The organism is Leisingera sp. (assembly GCF_982940295.1).
Genome location: NZ_CEYXRG010000003.1, coordinates 255,578 through 278,296 on the forward strand (window position 1 = coordinate 255,578; position 22,719 = coordinate 278,296).

Sequence of the window (22,719 nt, forward strand, 5' to 3'; positions counted from 1 at the left end):
CCAGGTACAGGAAAAGGGGCCGCTTCACCCCTGCCTTCAGAACAACAGCCCGGAGTTGGGTCTGTGTGCCCAGCAAGCTTGTCACCGTTCGCGCGAGCGCCAGCCGCCGCGGCGGCGCGGCTTTTCCGCGCCAGCCAAACCGTCGCGCAGCACAGCCGTCATCGGGTGATCCGGCTGTTCGCTGCCGTAGCGCTCCAGCAGCGCCTGGATATCGGCGCGGCTGTCGCGGGCGGCGTCCATGCCCAGCGCCCAGTCAAAGAAGATGCTGCGGCATTGCGCGCCGGTAATGCCGTCGATCCGGTAGGATTCGTAGATCAGACCGCGCGGGTCCTGTTCAATGCTGCCCTTCTTCATCCGCCCCTTCCTCTTGCAAGGCTTCCCCTATGATCGCAGCACAGCGTGAGTAGCGGGCCTGCAGTTCCTGCTCCAGCTCTTCCAGCCGGGTATAGCCGGTGGTGCGGCAAAGGAACTGCGCCCCGCCCTCCCCTATACCATCGGAGTCGATGGCTTTGCCGGAGAGCAGCCGCGCTGCGCATTGCACGGACCAGAATAGACGGTAACTAGCGCCGAGGTATTCTGCATCCGCGTCACTCAGCCATCCGGCAGCGACAGCACCGGCCAGGCCCGCGGCCACATCGCGCGCGCCAGAGCCGGACGTCAGCGCGCCTGCTTGGGAAATCAGCTCCACATCCATCATCCGGCCGGGCCCGTTCTTGGCGTCCCAAACGCCCGCCGGCGCCTTGGCGGCAGCAAGCCGCGTGCGCATCTGCGCGACCTCTTGCAGCACCTTGCCGCGTTCCCGCGGCTGCGCCAGGAAGCCTGCCCGGAAATCCTCGATTTCCGCAGCCAGGCTGTCGTCCCCGGCCACCACCCGCGCGCGGGTCAATGCCAGATGTTCCCAGACCCAGGCCTCGTTCTGCTGGTAGAGGGTGAACCCCGCCAGGCTGACCGCCACCGGCCCCTGCGTGCCGGAGGGGCGCAACCGCATGTCGACTTCATAAAGGCGGCCTTGGGACATCGGGGCGGAAAGCGCCGTGACAAAGGCCTGGGTCAAACGGGCGTAGTAGGGGCGCGTTGCCAGCGGGCGTTTGCCTTCGGACATCTCCTCCGTGCCGGGATCATAGATCACGATGATGTCGAGATCGGATTGCGCGTGGATCTGCCCGGCACCGAGCGAGCCCATCGCCAGCACCGCTGCGCCCCGGCCCGGCGGCGGACCGTGCTTGCGGGAGAAGTGATCCACCACTTCCGGAGTGATCCCGGCGATCACCACCTCGGCCAATTCGGCGTATTGCGCCCCAGCCTGGCGGCCGTCGATCAGCCCGCGCAGGTGGTGCACCCCGATGCGGAAGTGCCATTCCTTGCACCAGCGGCGGGTGGCGTCGAGGCGGGATTCGTAATCGCTTTCCAGGGCCAGGCGCCGGTTCAGTTCCGCCCGCAGTTTGGCTGCTCCCGGCCAGGGGTCGAAGAACGAGCCGCCGATCACCGCATCAAATACGGCGGAATTGCGGGACAGGAAGCTGGCCAGCTCGCGGGAAGTGCCGGCGATGTCGATCAGCAGGTCGATGAGCTGCGGATTTGCGCCGAACAGCGAGAACAGCTGCACCCCGGCAGGCAGCCCCGCCAGGAAACCGTCGAGCGCCAGCAGCGTCTCCGCCGGTTTGGCGGTCTTGGCGACCCGGGCCAGCAGTTCCGGCTTCAACCGTTCAAAGATCTGCGCGCCGCGGGCCGAGCGCAACGCCGGGTAAGTCGGCCAGCGGGCGATTACGGCGCCGTCGAGTTCTGCCGTATCCTCCGGCACGGCTGCAGGCGGCGGAGCGGCGCCCGGGGAAAAGAATCCCTCGGTCAGCGTATGCACCTCTTCCAGGCGCTCCTTTATTTCCGCCATCAGCTCGGCAGGGTCACGGTCCATCAGGCAAGCGACCCGGGCGATCCCGTCCTCGGATTTCGGCATCCGGTGGGTCTGGGCGTCATGCACCATCTGGATGCGGTGCTCGACCTCGCGGTGAGCGCGGTAATGGGCAGTCAAGGTCTCTGCCACCTCTGGCGGCACCCAGCCTTTGTCCGCCAGTGCTGCCAGCCCTTCAACGGTGCCACGCAGACGCAGGCTCTCGTCGCGCCCGCCTGCAATCAGCTGCCGGGTCTGGGTGAAGAACTCGATCTCGCGGATGCCGCCGCGGCCCAGCTTCATATCGTGGCCCGGAACATGCAGGGCACCGCCGGTGCCCTTGTTCTCGCGGATGCGCAGGCGGATGTCGTGGGCGTCCTGAATGGCGGCAAAATCCAGGTGCCGCCGCCACACAAAGGGGCGCAGGGTGTTGAGGAAACGCTCCCCAGCCTTGATGTCGCCGGCACAGGGACGTGCTTTGATATAGGCGGCGCGCTCCCAGGTTCGTCCCAGGCTTTCATAATAGCGTTCGGCCGCTTCCATCGCCAGGCAGACGGGTGTCACCGCCGGGTCCGGCCGCAGCCGCAGGTCGGTGCGGAACACATAGCCTTCGCCGGTGCGGTCGCTGAGCGCCGCGCACATGTTCTTGGTCGCGCGCACCATGCCCTGGCGTGCCTCATAGAAATCATCCGGGTCGAAACGTGTTTCGTCGAACAGGCAGATCAGGTCGATGTCAGAGCTGTAGTTCAGCTCATGCGCGCCCATCTTGCCCATCGCCAGGATGGTGAGCCCGCCTGCGGTCTCCACGTCATCCTCCGTCAGCCCCGGCAGTTTTTTACGCCGGATCAGCGTCGCGATCTCCGCCTTGATGGCCACATCCGCGCTCAGCCCGCCGAATTCCGTCAGCGCGCCGGTCACCTGTTCCAGGCTCCAGCCGCCGCTGAGGTCGCACAGCGCGGTCAGCAGCGCCAGCCGCCGCTTGGCCTGACGCAGGCCGGGTTTGAGCTGTGTGCCTTCCAGCGCGCGGCAGTCCGCCAGCACGCTGCGCAGCGCCGCATCCGGGTCCTGCAGCGCTTCCGGCAACCAGCCCGCCTCCCGCGCTGTCAGCTCCTTGAGATAGGGGCTGGAGCCGCAGGCCCCGGCCACCAGATCCGCCAGATCGCCGGTTAGCGCCGGTACAAGCGCGCGCGCTTCGTCGCCAAGTTCGTGGTCAAAGGGGCGGGGAATGCGGGTGATCTGCAGAGCGGTCGTCATGCTCCCGACACTGTTCCCGCGGCACCGCCGCGTCAATGGCCGAATTGCCGCTCCGCACTATGCGAGGCCCGGTGCCGGCGCGCGTTTTCAAGGTTTCCATGGCCCTTCTTTAGCATCTGCGTCTAGCCGGAGCTGACGCAGGATTGCGCCAACCGCTGACGGTCCGGCCTCTGAAGAAATAGCAATTGCCTTATCAGCAAGACAATTGCCCCTTGCGCACCTGAGGACCTGGCCGCAGCAGAAGATGTGAAAAAGATTTACATGAAGCCTTGAAACCCCAGCGGCGGCTTCCGATATGCAGTAATGTGAAAGGAATTTACATAGACCCGCAAACTGGAGGACCCCGATGACGAGTTTCACCCCAACCGCCCCCCATGCACCGGTGCAGGGCTGGTTTTCCCGCAGCGAAGCCTGGCTGGACAGCAAGGGCAAAGGCGCCTGGATTGCCGCCATGGTGCTTGGCTTTGTTTTCTTCTGGCCCGTGGGCTTGGCCCTTCTTTTCTACATGATCTGGAGCAAACGAATGTTCAGCAAATCCTCCTGCCGCCACAAAGGCAAAACCTGGGCACGTCACGGCTTCTCGGCGATGAAACCTTCAGGCAACAGCGCCTTTGACGCGTACAAAGCCGACACGCTGCGCCGCCTGGAACAGGAGCAGCATGATTTCGAAGCTTTCCTGGAACGCCTGCGCGAAGCCAAGGACAAAGCCGAATTCGACCAGTTCATGAATGAGCGCGCCCGCGCCGCCGATCATGGCGATGACGCGGAGGACGAGGACCAAGACGGCGGCGAACCCAAGCGCCACTAAGCTGCCCTCCTCCTCCGGCTGCCCCGCCCCGTCCGGGCGGGGCTTCCCCTACCTGCTTCTTCCTCCTCGCAAAGGACCCCATACATGACCGCCCTGCCCGATCCCGACTACCAGGCAGAATTCTATTCGTCTGTTCCGGCCAAGCGGCTGATCGCCTGGATCATCGACAGCATCCTGATCTTTACCCTCAGCGCCGTTGCGGTGGTGCTGACCGCCTTTACCGGCCTGCTGATCTGGCCGCTTCTGTATCTGGCAGTGGGTTTTGCCTACCGGACCGTGACAATCGCCAACGGCTCCGCCACCTGGGGGATGCGCTTTGCCGGGATCGAGCTGCGCGACAGCACCGGCCAGCGGCTCGACAGCGGCCTGGCAGCGCTGCACACCGCGGGCTACTCCATCTCGCTGGGCTTTCCGGTCCTGCAAGTGATCTCGATTATTCTGATGCTGACCTCGCCGCGCGGCCAGGGGCTGACCGACCATTTCCTCGGCACCGTAATGCTGAACCGCCGGGTTTGAGCGAAATCCGCAAGAGCCCGTTAAACCATTTTCCACAAGGCTACTTGGCGCATCGGAACCGCATTGCTATCATCAGCTGGAGTATCTGCCGCCCGTTGCAGGCGTCCGTTCCATCTGCCCCGCAAAACCGCTGAAGAGTTCCGATGCGCCATACCCTTCCCATTGCTCCTCAGTTCTACGTGACAGCCCCGCAGCCCTGCCCCTATCTGGCGGGCAGGATGGAGCGGAAGCTGTTTACCGCGCTGCAGGGCGACGGGGTGGAGCAGCTTAATAACAGCCTCAGCCAGCAGGGCTTCCGGCGCTCGCAAAACGTGCTCTACCGGCCGTCCTGCTCGGAGTGCTCGGCCTGCCTGTCGGCGCGGATCGATGTTTCGGCCTTCACCCCAACCCGCAGCCAGAAACGCACGCTCAAGCGCAACGCCCGTCTGGAGCGGCGGGCGACATCGCCCTGGGCGACCGAGGATCAGTTCGCCCTGTTCCGCCGCTATCTGGACAGCCGCCATGCCGATGGCGGCATGGCTGACATGGATGTCTTCGAATACGCTGCGATGATTGAGGAAACACCGGTCCGCAGCCGGGTGGTGGAATATGCCGAAGAAGGCAGCAACCAGCTGACTGCTGTATCGCTCACCGATGTGCTGGAGGACGGGCTCAGCATGGTCTATTCGTTCTACGCGCCGGACCAGCCGCAGAACTCGCTCGGCACCTTCATGATCCTCGACCACATCAGCATTGCGCGCGAGGCGGGCCTTCCCTACGTCTACCTCGGCTATTGGGTGCCCGGCAGCCAGAAGATGGGCTACAAAGCCAAATTCTCAGGCCTTGAGATCTATCATCAGAGCGAATGGAAGAAGATGACCGACCCGGCGGAATTCGAGGCGGCCAGCCACCCGCTGTCGACCGATCCGATCGCCGAACAGGTCGCCAACATCCAGCTGCCTGAACATCCCATACACCGCAGCCGCTGATGCAATACCTCCACGCAGTTTCCTTGGTGGTGCCCGATTACGACGCCGCCATCGCCTTCTACTGCGGCCAGCTCGGCTGGCAGCTGGCCGAGGACATCGATCAGGGCGGCAAACGCTGGGTGCGCATTCTGCCACCGGGTGCTTCGCAGGGCAGCCTGGTGCTGGCCCGTGCCGAAGGCCCTGAGCAGCAGGCCGCCATCGGCAACCAGTTCGGCGGCCGCGTCGGGCTGTTCCTCGCCACAGACAGCTTTGAGCGCGACCATTCCGCCATGCTGGCCCAGGGCGTGACCTTCGAGGAAGACCCGCGGCACGAGCCCTACGGCACCGTCGCTGTCTGGCGCGATCCCTTCGGCAACCGCTGGGATCTGATCCAGTTCACCTGAGACCTGCGCCGCTCCATTTCATCTTTCAAGAAGTACTCCAGGGTGAATTGGCCCTTGGCCAAGAGGGGCAGCGCCCCTCCCCCTGCAGGAAAAGCAAAGGGGCCCGCTTGGGGCCCCCTTTTCCGTTTTCCTGTCCTGCGTCCCGGATCAGTTCGGGATCAGTGCCGGCACGATGGTCACGATCGACGGGAAGGCCCACAGGATGGCGATGCCCACCACCTGGATCAGCACGAAGGGCACGATCCCGCGGTAGATATGGGCTGTCGTCACCTCCTTGGGGGCAACCCCGCGCAGGTAGAACAGCGCGAACCCGAAGGGCGGTGTCAGGAACGAGGTCTGCAGGTTCACCGCCACCATGATGGTCACCCACTTCGGATCGAACGACCCGCCATAGATCACCGGCCCCACGATCGGGATCACGATGTAGATGATTTCCAGGAAGTCCAGCACGAAGCCCAGGAAGAACAGCACCAGCATCACGATCAGGAAGACCGTCATCTCGTTGTCAAAGCTCTTCAAGAACTGCTGGATATAGTGTTCCCCGCCAAAGGAGATCACCACCAGGTTCAGAAGCTGCGAGCCGATCAGGATGGTGAAGACCATCGAGGTCACCTTGGCAGTTTCCCGCACCACCGGGGTCAGGACGCCCGATTTGAACAGCACCCAGCAGCCGAACAGCAGCCCGAACAGCGCATAGAGATACGCGGCATAGGCGACAATGAAGGCAATCCAGGTTTCAACCGAGACCCCGCCCTGGTTCACCCGCAGGTCGAAGTTCATGCCGACCAGGATGCACAGCATCACCGCAAAGGTGGACCAGATGATGATCTTGCCGGAGCGCCCCTCGTCCTGCAGCTTGCGGTAGGCCGCCAGCATGATGGCGCCGCCAGCCCCCAGCGCCGCAGCCGGCGTCGGGTTGGTGATGCCGCCCAGGATCGAGCCCAGCACCGCAACAATCAGAACCAGCGGCGGGAATACCACCCGGATCAGATCGTTTTTGGCGCAGCGGGCAGCCGCCTCTCGGCAGCCCCATAGCGCTAGCAGCAGCGGCAGCGCGATCCACAGCACGGTTACGCCCGCCGATGTGGTCGGCGCAATCGCCACCAGATCCACCAGCGCAATCAGCAGGATGCCGATGGCCCCCAGGATCAGCGGCTTGGCATCCCGCGAAGGCGCCACGCCGCGGCCGAACGCCAGCACCAGGCCCAGCACAATCATGATCACGCTGATGCCGGTGCCGATCGGCGCCGCAGCGGCGATCTTGGCTTCGCGGGCAGCGGCGATTTCCTCTTCGCTCAGCTTCGCAGCCAAAGCCACGCCGCCAGCCGCGTCGATGGCTTCCTGTTCCGCAACGGCGGCGTCCCAGGCCTCCTGCCCGTGCAGGTCGATCATGGCCTCCTGGCACTGCGGTCCGACATTGGTGCGCAGCGAAGCGGTCTCACCGGCGTCCGAGAAGGTCGAGACGGTGATGTTCTGGCTGCCGATCACATTGAAGCTCGACAACAGAATCGCGCCGCCGATCAGGGCCGCCGGAACCGCCAGGAACCAGGTCAGGCCTTCATTGCGGGTGATCACTTCGCCGGTGCCGCCTTCGATGGTCACCGCGGGCGCCTTGTGCGGGTTCAGCAGCGCATAGCCAAAGGCGTAAGTTGCATACAGAAGCGCAAGCAGGATACCCGGCAGCAGCGCCGCCTGGAACAGAGTCCCGACCGAGACCACCGCCGGCTCACCCAGGTAGGTGAGCGCGTCGGAGCAGCCTGCCTCCATCGCGCGGGTCTCCTGCGCGGTCGAGTAAAGGTCGCCCGCCAGCGTGCCCAGGAGAACGATCACGATCGACGGCGGAATGATCTGGCCCAGCGTGCCCGACGCCGCGATCACACCGGTCGCCAGTTCCGGCGAGTAGTTGTTGCGCAGCATGGTGGGCAGCGCCAGCAGGCCCATGGTCACCACAGTCGCGCCAACGATACCGGTGGAGGCCGCCAGGAAGGCGCCCACAACCACGATCGACACCGCCAGGCCGCCCGGCAGCGGCCCGAAGACGCGCGCCATGGTGGTCAGAAGGTCGTTGGCGATCTTGGACCGCTCCAGGGTGATGCCCATTAGAACGAACATCAGCACTGCCAGCAGGGTTTCAATCGACGCGCCCGCCAGCACCCGCTCGTTCATGCGGTTGACGATGAAGGAGATGTTGCGGTCCAGCGCCACTTCCCAGCCCTGGATGAAAACGGGCTCGGCGATCCTTGGCAGGTCCGGATAGCGGAAGGTGGATATTTTGTCGGGCCTGATGCCCGTACTCACCAGATCACGGTAGGCCTGCGACGAGGTGTCGATGGCCTGGTGGATCAGGATGCCCGCACTGTCCAGCGCGGCGATGATCCCGAAGGAGATGATCCCGGCACCGCCGATGGCAAAAGCCACCGGAAAGCCGGAGAGGATGCCCCCGAAGAGGCAGAAAAATACGATGAGCAGGCCGATCTCGACGCCATCAAGTCCAAATAGCATGTTTCCGACGTCCCTTAATGCGTGCCTTCGTAGGCTTCTTCACCCTCTCCAAGGCTGTCCTTGTCGAGGTATTTGTTTTCACTGCCCTGGCCTTCGACGAACTCCAGGAAGGAGCGGTAGAAGAAGGCGATGGCGTGCAGGAAGACGAGACCGGCGAAGGCGATCAGCAGGATCTTGAACAGGAAGTAGGCGTTGAACCCGTTAGGGCTGAAGCCGATGGTTTCCACGTTCCAGCGCAGCGCGCGGGATTTCATTACCAGCCGCTCAAGCGTGTCCGAGGCCGAGGGGTTCGGCACAATGAGGTGCCGCCACAGGAAGAACCAGCCGTACATCCAGGTGAGCACCGCGGCGGGCATCATGAAGATCAGCGAGCCGATCATGTCCACGACCTTCTTGGCGCGGAAACTGATGCCGGAATAGATCAGGTCCACCCGCACGTGGCCGCCCTGCACAAAGGTGTAGGTCACACAAAGGCAGACCACCAAGGCGTTGTAAAACTTCAGTTCTTCGGCAAACCAGCTGATGTCCTGGCTGAACGGGATGCCGAAGCCGAAGCTGATGTCCGGCCGCGCGAACACACGCTGCATGAAGACGATGATGATTTGCTGCAGCACCATCAGAAGGCCTGCCCAGGCAAAGAAACGGCCGACGGTGTTGGCCAGCCCCTCCAGGCCCCGCACCATGCCCCACATGAAGCCGCGGAAGTAGAGGCCGATGCCTGTCAGCACCAGGAAGGTGGTGAAGACGACGAAGAAGAACTCGACCGAGCCGCCATAGTAGACGAAGCGCATGATCGAGGCCTTGTCGGACCAGTCGAGCCAGAGCTGCGGATGGGTGACGGCGTAGCCGAGATTATAAAAGGCGCCGGCGATGTTCTGGATCAGCCAGACAAGTCCGCCCCAGATTGCGCCAAAGAAGGTGATGCCACTCTCTTCCTGCATGTTTCCCCCGGGAAGATTGCTGCGAAGCTGCGGTGGCAGGCTGGGCTCACGGCGCTGATGGCCGGCCCGTCTGCACTGCGTGCAACTGCATGTGGATCCCCCGCCTGCGGCGGAGGATCCGGTTAATGCCAGTCAGGCGGATCAGCCCAGGACGCGGTCGCGCTGTACGCGGTAGGCGCCTTCGGACTTGGTGATCCAGCCGGAGGAGGCTTTCATCGAGGATTCCACGCTGTTGCGGATCTTGGCAAACAGCTCGTCGCCCATGAACTCGTCCAGGGTGTCCTTGGTGGCCTGGCCGAAAGCGTCCCAGACGCTGTCCGGGAATTCCAGGGTCTTCACACCGCCGGACTGCAGGCGCTGCAGCGCTGCACCGTTGTTGTTCATGAACTGCGCCAGGCTCCACTGGTGGCCGGCAGCGGCCGCCATTTCGATGATCTTCTGGTGCGCAGGCGACAGGCTTTCGAAGACTTCGCGGTTGGTGGCAACCGACAGTGCCGCGCCCGGCTCGTGGAAACCGGCGGTGTAGTAGGTCTTGGTGATTTCCTGGAAACCGGCCTTCTCGTCCGCCCAGGGGCCGATCCACTCGGTGCCGTCGATGGCGCCGGAGGAGAGCGCCTGATACACTTCGGAGCCCGGAATGTTCTGCACCGAGGCGCCCAGCTTGCCCAGCGCCTTGCCGCCCAGGCCCGGCATCCGGAATTTGAGGCCGTTGAAGTCTTCAGGGCCAGAGATTTCCTTGTTGTACCAGCCGCCGGACTGCGGGCCGGTGTTGCCGCCGATGAAGGACTTCAGGCCGAAAATCTGGCCGAGCTCATCATGCAGCGCCATGCCTTCGCCGTGGTAGTACCAGTTGGTCAGTTCCTGCGGGGTCATGCCAAAGGGCACGGCGGTGAAATAGGCGTAGCCCGGGTGCTGGCTGACGAAGTAATAGTCGGCCGCGTGATACATGTCGGCCTGGCCTGCGGTCACGGCGTCGAAAACTTCGAACGCGCCAACCAGCTCGCCTGCGGCTTTCAGGTCGATGGTCAGCGAGCCATCGGACATAGCGGTAATGGCGTCGGCAACATACTGCGCAGAATCATGCACACCTGCCAGACCGCGGCCCCAGGTGGTAACCATGGTCAGGGTGCGGTTGCCCTGGGCATAGGCCGGCGCAGCCAGGGTGCTGGCTGCTGCGGCGGAGCCGCCCAGTGCGGACGTTTTCAAGAAAGAACGGCGATCCATTAATTATTCCTCCCATTAGCATTCGGATTGCCCGGAAGGTCCCCCCCGGGCGGATCGGTTCGAGTGCGGCCAGCCTAGCGGCGGCGAACTTTATGTGAATACCTAGTACTGCGTAGAACGGCACGTTTTTCGCGGTTGCGAGGGAGAAGTTGGCGCATTTCTTGCGCGAATCGGCAGGGTTGAGCACAAGCAAAGGGTGCAAACGTGCCCCGCCTCTTTGATTCCTCTGGGCGGCTGCGCAATGATTCGGTACAAGAATCTGACCAATTCCAGGACCCCGCTTATGCGCCTGTTCGAAACACTTTTGCGCCCTACCTACGCGCAGAAACTGTCGCTTCTGATGACCTTGCCGCTGATCGTGGCGGGCACAGCGATTGCGGTTCTGGTGGGCTACCAGTCGCGCGCTCTGGCGGAGCGCGAGATACAGGCGCTGGAGGTGCAGCTCCTGGAGGCCAAGAAGGCGGAATTGCGCAACTACGTGACCCAGGCGCGCAACGGCTTTGCCCATATCTATGGCCTGGCGGCACCGGACGATGCGCAGGCCAAGGAACAGGTGGCCCAAATTCTCAGCGCGATGATCTACGGCAAGGACGGGTTCTTCTTTGTCTACGACTACGACGGCACCAATCTGGTCAGCCCGCGGCAGACCGAGTTCATCAACCGAAACTGGGCAGGCCTGACCGACAGCGCGGGCGTGCCGGTGGTGGATGAGTTCATCCGCCTGGCCCGCGACGGCGCCGGCTGGCACAGCTTCACCTGGGAGAAGCCCTCGACAGGGGAAGAAGCGCAGATGATCGCCTATGTGCTGGGCCTGCAGGACTGGCAATGGGCCATTGGCACCGGCGTGTTCATCGACGATGTGCTGGCCACGGTGGCCGCCTCGCGCGCCGAGGTGGAGGCGCGTGTGCGGCGCACGTTCATTTATATTGGTGCTATCACCCTTATTTCTCTGGGCCTGGTTTTTGGATCCGGCATGTTCCTGAACATCCGCGAGCGGCGGCTGGCCGATGCCAAGCTCAAGGAACTGACCCAGCGGGTGTTCGACGCCCAGGAGGAAGAGCGCGGCCGGGTGGCGCGTGAGCTGCATGACGGGATCAGCCAGCTGCTGGTGGGGGTTCGCTATGCCTTGGACAACACCCGCCGCCGCCTGACCCGCGGCGATGGCGAGGGCGCGGTGGCGCCGCTCGAAAAGGGCACGGAGAACCTGCTGACGGCCATCACCGAAGTGCGCCGCATCAGCCGCGACCTGCGACCGGGTGTGCTGGACGATCTGGGGCTCGGGCCCGCGCTGAAGGCGCTGACCGATGACTTTGCTGCGCGCACGGGGATTGAGACGGCGTTTTCCACCGTGGTCTTCCGCAACCGGCTGGACCAGGACTCCAAGATCGCGCTCTACCGCATCGCCCAGGAAGCGCTGACCAATATCGAGCGCCATGCGGAGGCCACTAAGGTCAGCATCGACCTGCGCGGCCATACCAAAGGCGCCACCATGCGGATCACCGATAATGGCCGCGGCTTGCCGCCCAGGGACGCGCGCACCGGCCCCGGGATCGGGCTGCGCAACATGCAGGAACGGATCGAGCAGCTTGACGGCACCTTGCGCATTCTGTCATCACGGGGCACCCAAAGCGGCACGGTGATTGAGGCAAGCCTGCCTCTCAGCCATTTGCTGCCGCCGGGCGAGGAGGGAACGTCTGCACAACTGCCGTGACCGGGGAGGATACGGCGAGGTGCAAGGCACCTGGTTAACGGAAAGCTGCATTGGGGGAAGGATGGCTGATCCGGTGAAGGTTCTGATCGTGGATGACCACCCGATGGTGGCCGAAGGCATCCAGTCGATCCTGGAAAGCTATGATGATATCGAGGTGGTCGGCTCGCTGACGGACGGCCGCGATGCGGTCGAGCAGATGGGCCGGCTGGCGCCGGATGTGGTGCTGATGGACCTGAACATGCCCAAGCTGGGCGGTCTCAGCGCCACTGAGATCATCCTGGAACAGCACCCGGGCACCCGCATCCTGATCCTGTCGATGCATGACAGCACCGAATATATCTCAACCGCGCTCAGCCACGGCGCGATGGGGTACGTGCTGAAGGACGTGCCCACCGAGGAAATCAAGCAGGCCATCGACGCGGTGATGGAGGGACAGACCTATCTCTGCACCGGCGCAGCCGGATCCTTGAAGCCCAAGAGCGACGACACCCGCGAGGCGCTGACCGGGCGGGAGCAGACCATCCTCTTGGAGCTGGCGCAGGGCAAGTCCAACAAGGAAGTCGCCCAAGCGCTTGATATCTCCGTCAGAACCGTCGAGACACACCGCAAGAACATCAAGCGCAAGCTGGGCATATCCTCAACCGCAGGGCTAACCCGCTATGCGCTGGAGCACGGGGTGCTGCAAGGCACCGGCGCCGGGTTCTGAACCGTCACCCCAAGATCTCAGACTGACCCTATCTCAGACTGGCCAGCAGCGCCTGTGACGGCTCCCCGGTTGCGGGCAGGCCGCGGCTTGACTGATATCCGCTGATCGCTGCGCGGCTTTTCGGCCCAAGCACCCCGTCTGCGCCACCGGTGTCAAAACCTCTGGCGGTCAGGCGCTTCTGCAGCAGAATGCGGTCGTCCTTGGTCAGCCCGTATTTGTCCGGCGGGAAGCTGGCGCGCAGCGGGGCGCCCCCAGCGATGCGGTCTGCCAGATGCCCCACCCCGATCGCGTAGGCATCTGAGTTGTTGTAGCGCTTGATGGCGTTGAAGTTGCTGGTGACCGCAAACTTCGGCCCGCCTGCCTGCGGCTGGATGATGCGGCCTGCGGGGGTGCCGGGCGCTCCGGCCTCTCCGCCCCACTTCAGCCCGCGGGTCCAGCCGTTCCTTTGCAGATAGGCAGCGGTGGAGGCCAGCGCGTCGCTGGGATCCTCCGACCAGATGTCGCGGCGCCCGTCGCCGGTGAAGTCCACCGCAAAAGCCTGGTAAGAGGTCGGGATGAATTGAGTATGCCCCATGGCGCCTGCCCAGCTGCCGGTCATCCGGGCGGGTGTGATATCACCGTTCTGCAGGATCCTGAGCGCGGCCAGCAGCTGTTTTTCAAAAAACGACCCGCGCCGCCCGTCATAGGCCAGCGTCGAGGTAGCTGAGATCACCGGCACATCACCGCGGCGCTCGCCAAAGAAGCTCTCCAGCCCCCAGATGGCGCAGATGATTTCCGCATCAACACCGTAAGTCCGCTCCAGCGCCCGCAGGGTAGCACCATACCGGGCAAAGGCGGCGCGGCCCTTGGCCAGCCGCTCGTCCGAGACGGCGATGGACAGGTAGTCCTCCAGCGAGCGCTTGAATTCGGTCTGGTTGCGGTCGCGCTTGATGACCCCCGGCAGATACCCCGCCCCGCGGAAGGCGGCGCGCAGGGTGGACGGGGCAATGCCCCTGGCTTCAGCCCGGGACCGGAAGGCGGCCACCCACCGGTCATAGCCCGGATTGGGCACGGGGCGCAGATCCGCTGGCAGGCCGGAGACGCGGGAACTGCCTGCGGAAGGCACTGTGCTGCTGCAAGCCGTCAGCCCAAAGGCTGCAAGACCAAACCCGAAATGACGCCGTGTGATGTTCATGCTGTCTGCCCGTTCTGGTGAATGCCGCGCCCCTTGCTTCAGGGCTTTTGCATCACAGGCTGCCAGAAACCTGCCGGGCCGCCAAGGTCCGGAATTGCGCCAGGGCGGAGACCTGCCGCCCTATTGTCCCGCTGTCAGCCCCGGCGCCTCCCCCGCTGCAAGCCGCTCCCGCGGGAAGCCTGCGCGGGCAAAAATCTCCCATATCCTCTGTTCCAAGTCCGGAGCGCCGATTTCGAGGCAATTGTTCCGGAAGTACCAGGTCATGAATTGCGCGTAGCCGCCGGTACGGGTCTGCGCCCGCTGCAGCGCTTCGGCAAACTGCCCCGGCCCGGTGACAGTTTCTGCCATGTGGTGAAAGTCGGACTTGCCATAGAGAATGGCCGGCGTGTGGTGCAGAAACCCTTCGATCGCCACGGAAGAGTTGACCGAAACCGTCGCGCAGCTGGCGGCGAGAATGTCGTGGATGTTGGCGCCAGATATCATCACCCGGCTGTCCCCGGCTGCAATCTCTGCCAGTTCTGCCATGGTTCCGATATCCGCCAGCCTGGGGTGCGGCTTGACTAGCACGGTCCGGCCGTCCGCCCCCTGCAGGACATCCTGCAGCATGGCGATATCGGTAAAACCGGTTGTCCCGGCCTTGAAAGGGTAGGACCCCTGAAAGAAGACAGAGATACACCCCACCGGAATGTCCTGCCGCTCTCGCGGAGCACTGTAACGGGTCCGGCGCGTGTCCTTCCACGTCCTCTGGAGCCGCCCGTAGAACCGCTTGGCGTATTGGTACGGGATCATGTCCTCGCGGAACTCCCTGGAAGCGGCCGGGCTGAATTCGCGGGTGCCGTGCGGATCGAGATGCCAGAAGCCGTCAAAGTACGCCAAGGCGGCATTCAGCACATTGGGCATCTGCACCTGCCGGTCATTCAGTATGTGCAGATTGCCGTCCTCGAAGCGGCGGTCTGGAACATGCCTGGAACGGCTTGTGATATTGGAAGAAATGGCCCGGAACTCACAAGCGATGCCCTCTGCCGCCAGCATGTTCTGGATCACACCGAAAAGCTGCAGGAAACCGCGCGAGAGATCTTGCTCCAGATACGTTCTGCGCAAATGGATTATAACTCCGGGCACCGGCGGCTTTCCTGCAAGAGACTGAAATGAGTATCCAGAACCCGCGTTGCAGGTCCAGTCCTCCGAAGCATCTGCAGTTAATCCCGCAGCGCGTCGGCACGCAGCCCTTCGCGCTCATAGTGACGCGGCAGCACCCGCCCATATAGCTGCCGGGTGCGCTCAACCCCGCCGCACATGCCCTCCTGCTCGACAAAGGAAAAGATACCCACATAGCGTTTGCGCGCCCCCTCGACAGGAGCAACGCGGTGAAGGGAATAGCGGCCCCGGAAGATCTGCAGATCGCCTGGCTGCAGTTCCAGCTTGCGCAACAGCGGCGAGCCGCCCGCCAGCACTCGTGCAACCCCATCGTAATTCTCATCCGCCGGGGTGCGCAGCATCGGCGCATACTCGAACTCGCCGCCGCCCTCACCGTTTTGAATCGCCAGGGTCACAGTGTAATTGTTGGTGTCGAAGTGCCAGGGGAAGCCCTGCCCCGCCTCGACCATGTTGATGATCACATCAGCCAGCGGATCGTCATAGCGGAAGAACCTGTCCTCCGGTTCTCCCAGCGCCTCGCGGACAAAGGGCATGAAGCCGGGAAATTCGTAGATCGCCCGCAGCGGGCTGTCCGCACCGAAATTGTCGGCCGGGATAAAGGCGTTCGAGCGGTCAAAAAACTGCCTCACCGGATGGGTCTCCGGCAAGGTGCTGTCGTCCTTGGAGAAATAGGCATTGGTGCGGCTGAAGGACTTGTGCCCCTTGTCTGCCACCGCATCGGCCTCTGCCGCCAGCCTGGCTATGCCCGCCTCATGCACGAAGCCGGGCAGCACCGCGCAGCCGTCCGTGTCAAGGTCGCGCCGCAGATCTGCGATCAGCCGGTCATAGGCGCTGGAGCCGGGCCGGTCGATCGGATACCGCCCAAGATCCACCAGATCGGAGAGTTGAACCATGTCCGCGTCCTTTTCCGTTACCTCAAGCTGAAATTGAGCTTGCCTGCTGCCGGGGCAGCGTTCTGGCACAAACCGGACACGTGCGTGCCGGATTTGAACGATTTGACGCCTCGGCGCGCGGCTGCTTTCGCGGATATTTCGCCGCACCCGGGGTCACAAGCAAGAAAATGTCCCCGCGCATGGCTTTTTTGACACGTTTGCCGGTTGACGCCCCTGTCCAGCCCCCATAATGTCCGCTGCAACGCAACGAGGAGCCTGTGGACGTGACCACCCTAGTCGTAATCGTAGGAACCAAGCGCATGGGCCGGTGACGGTTGACCATAATCGAACCCATGCGCCTCCGACTTGAAATCGGGGGCTTTTTTTATGCGTAATGACGATGCCGCCAATTGGAGCAAAAAGCAGATGACACGTGAGATGACCGGCGCGAAAATGGTTGTTCAGGCCCTGAAGGATCAGGGTGTGGACGTAGTCTTCGGATACCCTGGCGGCGCCGTGCTGCCGATCTATGACGAGATCTTTCTGCAAAATGACATCCGCCACGTCCTCGTGCGGCACGAACAGGGCGCGGTCCACGCGGCTGAGGGCTATGCCCGTTCCACCGGCAAGCCCGGCGTTGTCCTGGTGACCTCTGGCCCCGGCGCCACCAATGCGGTGACCGGCCTTACCGATGCGCTCTTGGACTCGATCCCGATCGTGGTTCTGACCGGCCAGGTGCCGACTTTCATGATCGGCTCGGACGCCTTTCAGGAAGCTGACACCGTGGGCATCACCCGCCCCTGCACCAAGCACAACTGGCTGGTCAAAGATACCGACGCGCTGGCCGGCACCCTGCACGAAGCCTTCCATGTCGCCAAATCCGGCCGCCCTGGCCCGGTTCTGGTCGACATCCCCAAGGACGTGCAGTTCGCCAACGGCAAATACCAGGCGCCGAAACCGGCAGCCTCGCATTACCAGCCGCAGCTCAAGGGCGACATGGAGGCTATCACCGAACTGGTTGAAGCGCTGGAAACCGCCAAGCGCCCGGTCTTCTATACCGGCGGCGGTGTGATCAACTCCGGCACCGCGGCCAGCCAGTTGCTGCGTGAGCTGGTGGATGGCACCGGCATTCCCGTCACCTCGACGCTGATGGGCCTGGGCGCCTACCCCGCGTCCGGCAAGAACTGGCTGGGCATGCTGGGGATGCACGGTCTTTACGAGGCCAACATGGCGATGCACGGCTGCGACCTGATGATCAACATCGGCGCGCGGTTCGACGACCGGATCACCGGCCGCATCGACGCCTTCAGCCCCAAGTCGAAAAAGGCGCATATCGACATCGACCCCTCCTCGATCAACAAGGTGATCCGGGTCGACATTCCGATCGTCGGCGATGTGGCGCACGTGCTCGAAGACATTCTGAAAGTCTGGAAGTCGCGCGGCCGCAAGGTGAACCGCGAGGCGCTGGCCAAATGGCACAAGCAGATCGACGAGTGGCGCGCGGTCAACTGCCTGTCGTTTAAGAACTCCGAAAAAACCATCAAGCCGCAATATGCGCTGCAGCGGCTGGAGGAGCTCACCAAGGGCCGTGACCGCTATGTCACCACCGAGGTCGGCCAGCACCAGATGTGGGCGGCGCAGTACCTGGGTTTCGAGGATCCCAACCGCTGGATGACCTCCGGCGGCCTCGGCACCATGGGTTACGGCTTCCCCGCCTCGATCGGCGCCCAGATGGCGCATCCGGATGCGCTGGTGATCAACGTCGCGGGTGAGGCGTCATGGCTCATGAACATGCAGGAGATGGGCACCGCGGTGCAGTTCCGCCTGCCGGTCAAGCAGTTCATCCTGAACAACGAGCGCCTGGGCATGGTGCGCCAGTGGCAGGAGCTGCTGCACGGCGAGCGTTACAGCCACAGCTGGTCCGAGGCGCTGCCCGACTTCGTTAAACTCGCGGAGGCCTTTGGAGCCAAGGGCATCTGTGTCAGCGATCCCAAGGACCTTGATGATGCGATCATGGAAATGATCGACTACGACGGTCCGGTGATCTTTGACTGCCTGGTGGAAAAGCACGAGAACTGCTTCCCGATGATCCCGTCGGGCAAGGCGCATAACGAGATGCTGCTGGGCGAAGCTGAGACGCAAGGCGTCATCCAGGCCGGCGGCGCAGTGCTGGTGTAACCGCGGCCGGGCCGCAAAATTCTTATGAAGAATTTTGCCAAAAGTTTTCTGAAAGCTTTTGGCAGCGACAAACGAAAGGACGGCGACTGATGTCTGCCCTGCATATCAAAAAAGGCTCCACCCGCCATTCCGCCTATAATCTGCGCCCGACGTTTTCCGACGTGCAGGAACGCCATACCATCGCGGTGCTGGTGGAAAACGAGCCGGGCGTTCTGGCCCGTGTCATCGGCCTGTTTTCAGGCCGCGGCTACAACATCGAAAGCCTGACGGTGGCCGAGGTGGACCACACCGGGCACCTAAGCCGCATCACCATTGTCACCACTGGCACCCCGCAAGTGATCGAGCAGATCAAGGCGCAGTTGGGCCGCATTGTGTCAGTCCGCGACGTGCACGACCTGACGGTCGAAGGCGTCGCGGTGGAGCGGGAACTGGCGATCCTGAAAGTGACAGGCGAAGGCGACAAGCGGGTCGAAGCGCTGCGGCTCGCGGATATCTTCCGCGCCAATGTGGTCGACAGCACGCTGAACAGCTTTGTTTTTGAGATCACCGGCGCGCCGGACAAGATCGACGCCTTTGCAGAGCTTATGCGGCCGCTTGGCCTGGCCGAGATCGCCCGCACCGGCGTTGCCGCGCTACTGCGCGGGAACTAACCCTGCCGCCGGCCTGGGACCAGGCCGGCCTTCAGCCCTGGCTGGCCTGAAGCGGTGCGGAAGCGCTCCGCTTCTTTTCTGATTTCAGCGGAAAGGGAACCACGCTGCCAAAGCCCTTGTCCGCGGTGCCGGCGTCAGAACCGCAAGCCTCCGCTGCTGACAGCCGGTCCGCCAGGTCCGGGCTGCCTTGTTCGATCAGGACCGTAAGGTTTTCGGCAATCCTGACATTCCCGCTAATGGACAGATCGAATTCAACCCAGTCCCCCGGATTACATTCCGGAATCTCTGCCCCAGCTACATTTGAAAAGAACGCGAGGTCCCCCTGATCTTCACACCAGATTACGGCTTTCGTCAGGGGTTCATCCCGCCATAAAACGACTCCAATCATACCAGTCCTCGCATTGCCGCTCACTGATTTTGAAACAATTGGGGTGACGCCAACATGGTAAAATCCGCACTGAGCCATTTCATTTTGTGTCGGCTTGACACACCTTCTGACGTGAATTAGCAACAGGCGTGACGCCAACGGGGAACGACTGCTGACGCCTCACAGCCGGAGTGTGGCATACTCAGCCTGGAAGCGCCGCAAATGCATCGCAAAAATTCGAACCGTCAGGGCCAGAAATGAACAACCAGAACCGTTCGCCAGCTAATTTGAGGAACATGTTCGGGGCCAATTTGCGCCAGTTGTCGCGGCAATACCCGTCGGTTTCCGAACTTTCCCGCCAGCTTGGCATTAACCGCACCCAATTCAACCGGTACCTTTCCGGAGAGAGCTTTCCGCGCCCGGATGTGCTGGACCGTATCTGCCGCTTCTTTGAAGTTGATGCCCGGATTCTTCTGGACCCGGTGGAAAAACTCTCCAAAGCCGGCCAGGTGGTGAATGGAGCTTTTCTTGCGGATTTCCTGGGCCGTGGCGTGCAGCGGCTGAGCGAGGAGTTATTCCCGTCCGGGTTTTACCGTTTTACCCGCCGCAGCTTCATTAATGACGACAAGTTCGTGATCGGTCTGGCCTATGTGTTCCGCGACGGGGGCGTAACCTACATCAAGGGGTTCGAAGCCAAAGAGGCGATGTACAGCCAGGGGCTGCCGGCGACACCGGCAGTGCGCGAGTTCCGAGGTTATGTCAGCCGCCACGAGGATGGCGTGGCCTTCGTGATCGCGCGGCGCAGGGCGATGACGTATTCCTTCAACTATCTGGCCCGCGAGGCCTCTCTGGAGAACAATTTCTGGTCCGGCTACGTTGCCCGCACCGTCCGCGAAAGCCAGACCGGAGAGCGGGTAACGCGGATGGTTTACGAACACTTGGGCCGCGACACCGGACAGGTGCTGGCCGCTGCGCGCAGTTCCGGCTTTGCCGACGAGGCGGATCTGCTCCCCTTCCACCGCCGCTTGCTGAACACCGGCCAGCCCTTCCGCTGACGCTATTGCGCAACTGCCTGGCGGTAGATGTGCCAGGTGGCGTGGCCCAGAAGCGGCAGCACCAGGAACAGCCCCAGGAACCAGGGCAGCAGCGCGGCAAAAGTAACGGCGGCAATCAGCGCGGCCCAGATCATCATCACCGTGAAATTCTGCTGCACATATTGAAAGCTGGTGATCATCGCGGTGACAAAGTCCACCTCTCTGTCCAGCAGCAGCGGCAGGGAAATCACCGTGATCATAAACAGCAGCAGCGCAAACAATGCCCCGACAACAGTTCCGACTGCCAGCATGGTCAGCCCGTTCACAGTCATGAGCACTTCTGCTGAGCTGGAGACATTGGTCATCGTCGCGTGCCCCATGAACAGCGCAAAGATCATGTGGCCGAGAAAGAACCAGAACAGGAATACCACAACGATGATGGCGCAGATTGAGGGCAGCTGACGGCGGCTTTGCTGCAGAACCACACCAAGGATGCCGCCAAAGGCAATCGGCTGCCCCTGCTCAAGCCTATGAGACACCTCATAAAGCCCCACCGCGGCAAAGGGGCCGATCAGCGGAAAGCCGATGGCTGCCAGGACCAGCCAGTAGGTGGTCCCCGTCTGTACGGTGATCCAGGCCATTGCCCAGCCTGCCAGCACGTAAAATCCGGCAAAGAACAGCCCGTAAAGCGGCTTGGCCCGGAAATCAGCCCAGCCCCGCCGCAGCGCCTCGAACAGCATCGGCATGGCAGCGGGCCGCAGCTCCGGCACCCCAAAGGGCTTTTCTGTGGTCATCGCGGTTTATCCTCCCGGTTTCCTATGCTTTTTAGCCTAGCCGCGAAGCCCGCTGTAAAAAATACTTTCCAGATATATATTTAGATTGCAGTTGCCGGTCCTGCCGAACAGCCAGTCCGTGCCGCCTCGGGAAAAAGACGGGCTGTTACGCCCGTCTTTCCGGCTGGCACAGATCAGCCCGCGCTTAGACAAAGACAAAATCGTCCGCCGTCAGCGCAAGACCCGCGCCGCCTTCCAGCCGCACCGTCCCGCCGTCGTGAGTGATCAGGCGGTCGCCGCCGCTGTCTGCGATGCCAAGGCTGCCAAAGCCGCCGCTGTGACCGCGGATCTGCAGGATGTCGGTGCCATCCGCGAAGTCCCGGACCAAGTCGTCCCCGGCTCTAAAGGCAAATGTGTCAGCGCCGCTGCCGCCGGTCAGCGTGTCGTTGCCGCCGCCGCCATTGAGGGTGTCTTTGCCGCGGCCGCCCGCGAGCCTGTCGTCACCGCCTCCGCCTGCCAGCGTGTCCGCGCCAGCCAGCCCAGCCAGCCGGTCATTGCCCCCTTTCCCAGCAAGGAGGTTCGCACCGCCGTCCCCCGTCAGCTTGTCCCCTTTTGCTGTGCCGGTCAGGTTCTCGATGGATGTGGCCTGGACATACCCGGTCCCTTCTGCGTCCAGCTTGCCGCCCGGTGCGCCAGGGTTCTGCCACGCCCCGGACAGGTTTAGGGAAAACACCACTCCACTTGAGACGTTCGAAAAGTCCAATGTGTCTCTGCCGCCGCCGCCATTGATCTGAAAGCCCGTGCTGGGATCGGCCTCGGAGACTTTGACGAGGTCCCTGCCGCTCCCCAGCCGGACCAGGCCCGCGCCCCCGGCCCCGATTTCCGCCGTATCACGCCCATTGCCGGTGGATATCAGCTCGACAAAGGCATTTCCGGTTCTGACACTGTCCTTGCCGTCGCCCGTGCGGACCACGGCAGCGCCGCTTTGGCCGGTCACAACTGTATCGCTGCCATCGCCGGTGCTGACGAAGTCCGCAAACCCATCGCGGACCACAACCCGGTCATCACCAGCACCGGTGCGAACGGTACCCGCGCCGCCGGTACCAATGGTGATCACATCCCCCTTGGCCCTGTCCGCTGTGCTGCCGCCAAGGCCGGTTTCGATGTTGAACACAAACGCATTGCCGGTGGTGACGATATTCTCCTCTGCAAAGAGATGGATGGAAAACGTGCTGCCTTCCTGGTTTTCACCCAGTTTGACTTCGTGCTTTTTCCCGTCCCAGCCGTTGATTTGCCGCGCGCGGGTCGAATCCAGATCCACTCTGGAGTTGTAGCCCAACTCCAGATAATCGATCCGGCGGCCAGTTCCGCCGTCCAAATCGGTGATCTTGGTCAGGTTATTCTCCGCAGCGCCGCCGAACCGGACGATCTTGGCCGTCCAGTCTTGCCCGGTGAGGCCGGCATCAGCCACCAGCCTGTTGTCTGCATTGCTCTCAAAGACATTGTAGGTGTTCAAAAAGCGGTCGAACCACGTAACACTGTCCTGGCCATCAAGCCGGGGAATGGCGGTTTCACCGTCAAACAGCAAATTCAGATCAACCCGTGCCATGAT

20 protein-coding genes are annotated in these 22,719 nt (G+C 62.9%); 9 read left to right on the top strand and 11 right to left on the bottom strand.

Going from position 1 to position 22,719, the window contains the following annotated elements:
* Window positions 1-81: 81 nt before the first annotated feature.
* Window positions 82-354, bottom strand: coding sequence for a hypothetical protein (locus tag AC4HIX_RS04590; RefSeq protein ID WP_475052711.1), 273 nt, complete (start codon window positions 352-354; stop codon window positions 82-84).
* Complete coding sequence (locus AC4HIX_RS04595) at window positions 335-3,142, bottom strand: [protein-PII] uridylyltransferase family protein (protein ID WP_490398066.1); 2,808 nt, start codon at window positions 3,140-3,142, stop codon at window positions 335-337. The genes AC4HIX_RS04590 and AC4HIX_RS04595 overlap by 20 nt, the downstream gene beginning before the upstream one ends.
* A gap of 346 nt (window positions 3,143-3,488) precedes the next feature.
* On the opposite strand from AC4HIX_RS04595, the gene AC4HIX_RS04600 reads away from it, so the two are divergent.
* The 4 genes from AC4HIX_RS04600 to AC4HIX_RS04615 all read left to right on the top strand — a co-directional run bounded on the left by AC4HIX_RS04600 (window position 3,489) and on the right by AC4HIX_RS04615 (window position 5,817).
* Complete coding sequence (locus AC4HIX_RS04600; protein ID WP_490398067.1) at window positions 3,489-3,950, top strand: DUF2852 domain-containing protein; 462 nt, start codon at window positions 3,489-3,491, stop codon at window positions 3,948-3,950.
* Window positions 3,951-4,034: 84 nt separating this feature from the next.
* Window positions 4,035-4,466: an RDD family protein gene (locus AC4HIX_RS04605; protein ID WP_490398068.1), complete on the top strand. Its 432-nt coding sequence runs from the start codon at window positions 4,035-4,037 to the stop codon at window positions 4,464-4,466.
* 143 nt (window positions 4,467-4,609) lie between these two features.
* Window positions 4,610-5,434, top strand: coding sequence for an arginyltransferase (locus AC4HIX_RS04610; protein WP_475052718.1), 825 nt, complete (start codon window positions 4,610-4,612; stop codon window positions 5,432-5,434).
* A complete protein-coding gene (locus tag AC4HIX_RS04615) occupies window positions 5,434-5,817 on the top strand; it encodes a VOC family protein (protein WP_490398069.1) in 384 nt (127 codons plus the stop codon). Before AC4HIX_RS04610 ends, AC4HIX_RS04615 begins: the two co-directional genes overlap by 1 nt.
* Before the next feature lie 147 nt (window positions 5,818-5,964).
* Here the strand turns inward: AC4HIX_RS04615 and AC4HIX_RS04620 are convergent, their stop codons facing one another.
* From AC4HIX_RS04620 to AC4HIX_RS04630, 3 genes are all read right to left on the bottom strand, one after another.
* The gene (locus tag AC4HIX_RS04620) at window positions 5,965-8,319 is read right to left on the bottom strand and encodes a TRAP transporter large permease (RefSeq protein ID WP_490398070.1); all 2,355 of its coding nucleotides are present in this window, start codon (window positions 8,317-8,319) and stop codon (window positions 5,965-5,967) included.
* Window positions 8,320-8,333: 14 nt separating this feature from the next.
* On the bottom strand, window positions 8,334-9,260 hold the full coding sequence (locus AC4HIX_RS04625) for a TRAP transporter small permease subunit (protein ID WP_475052723.1): 927 nt from the start codon (window positions 9,258-9,260) through the stop codon (window positions 8,334-8,336).
* Between the two features lie 141 nt (window positions 9,261-9,401).
* Window positions 9,402-10,484 carry a TRAP transporter substrate-binding protein gene (locus AC4HIX_RS04630; RefSeq protein ID WP_475052726.1) on the bottom strand — a complete coding sequence of 361 codons (1,083 nt, stop codon included), beginning with the start codon at window positions 10,482-10,484 and terminating at the stop codon, window positions 9,402-9,404.
* 283 nt (window positions 10,485-10,767) lie between these two features.
* On the opposite strand from AC4HIX_RS04630, the gene AC4HIX_RS04635 reads away from it, so the two are divergent.
* Window positions 10,768-12,195 carry a cache domain-containing protein gene (locus AC4HIX_RS04635; protein WP_490398071.1) on the top strand — a complete coding sequence of 476 codons (1,428 nt, stop codon included), beginning with the start codon at window positions 10,768-10,770 and terminating at the stop codon, window positions 12,193-12,195.
* Between the two features lie 61 nt (window positions 12,196-12,256).
* Entirely contained in the window at window positions 12,257-12,901 is a 645-nt protein-coding gene (locus AC4HIX_RS04640; protein ID WP_490398072.1) for a response regulator transcription factor, read from the top strand.
* A 28-nt stretch (window positions 12,902-12,929) separates the two neighbouring features.
* Here AC4HIX_RS04640 and AC4HIX_RS04645 read toward each other — a convergent pair whose 3' ends face one another.
* From AC4HIX_RS04645 to AC4HIX_RS04655, 3 genes are all read right to left on the bottom strand, one after another.
* Window positions 12,930-14,075 carry a lytic murein transglycosylase gene (locus AC4HIX_RS04645; RefSeq protein ID WP_490398073.1) on the bottom strand — a complete coding sequence of 382 codons (1,146 nt, stop codon included), beginning with the start codon at window positions 14,073-14,075 and terminating at the stop codon, window positions 12,930-12,932.
* Between the two features lie 120 nt (window positions 14,076-14,195).
* Window positions 14,196-15,197 (bottom strand): hypothetical protein, encoded by a 1,002-nt coding sequence (locus AC4HIX_RS04650; protein ID WP_490398074.1) that lies wholly within the window; start codon window positions 15,195-15,197, stop codon window positions 14,196-14,198.
* A 77-nt stretch (window positions 15,198-15,274) separates the two neighbouring features.
* Window positions 15,275-16,126, bottom strand: a complete 852-nt coding sequence (locus AC4HIX_RS04655) for a HalD/BesD family halogenase (protein WP_490398075.1) — start codon at window positions 16,124-16,126, stop codon at window positions 15,275-15,277.
* Window positions 16,127-16,531: 405 nt separating this feature from the next.
* Here AC4HIX_RS04655 and AC4HIX_RS04660 point away from each other — a divergent pair, with 405 nt between their 5' ends.
* On the top strand, window positions 16,532-18,283 hold the full coding sequence (locus tag AC4HIX_RS04660; RefSeq protein WP_475052736.1) for an acetolactate synthase 3 large subunit: 1,752 nt from the start codon (window positions 16,532-16,534) through the stop codon (window positions 18,281-18,283).
* Between the two features lie 89 nt (window positions 18,284-18,372).
* Entirely contained in the window at window positions 18,373-18,933 is a 561-nt protein-coding gene (gene ilvN / locus AC4HIX_RS04665) for an acetolactate synthase small subunit (RefSeq protein ID WP_475052738.1), read from the top strand.
* Window positions 18,934-18,964: 31 nt separating this feature from the next.
* Here ilvN and AC4HIX_RS04670 read toward each other — a convergent pair whose 3' ends face one another.
* Window positions 18,965-19,321 (bottom strand): hypothetical protein, encoded by a 357-nt coding sequence (locus AC4HIX_RS04670; protein WP_490398076.1) that lies wholly within the window; start codon window positions 19,319-19,321, stop codon window positions 18,965-18,967.
* A gap of 275 nt (window positions 19,322-19,596) precedes the next feature.
* Between AC4HIX_RS04670 and AC4HIX_RS04675 the strand changes: the two genes are divergently transcribed.
* A complete protein-coding gene (locus AC4HIX_RS04675) occupies window positions 19,597-20,355 on the top strand; it encodes a helix-turn-helix domain-containing protein (protein ID WP_490398077.1) in 759 nt (252 codons plus the stop codon).
* Between the two features lie 2 nt (window positions 20,356-20,357).
* On the opposite strand, the gene AC4HIX_RS04680 is transcribed toward AC4HIX_RS04675, so the two are convergent.
* Together AC4HIX_RS04680 and AC4HIX_RS04685 are read right to left on the bottom strand one after the other, a co-directional pair.
* Window positions 20,358-21,128, bottom strand: coding sequence for a DUF2189 domain-containing protein (locus tag AC4HIX_RS04680; RefSeq protein ID WP_475052742.1), 771 nt, complete (start codon window positions 21,126-21,128; stop codon window positions 20,358-20,360).
* 184 nt (window positions 21,129-21,312) lie between these two features.
* A complete protein-coding gene (locus AC4HIX_RS04685) occupies window positions 21,313-22,716 on the bottom strand; it encodes a calcium-binding protein (RefSeq protein WP_490398078.1) in 1,404 nt (467 codons plus the stop codon).
* Between the last annotated feature and the right edge of the window lie 3 nt (window positions 22,717-22,719).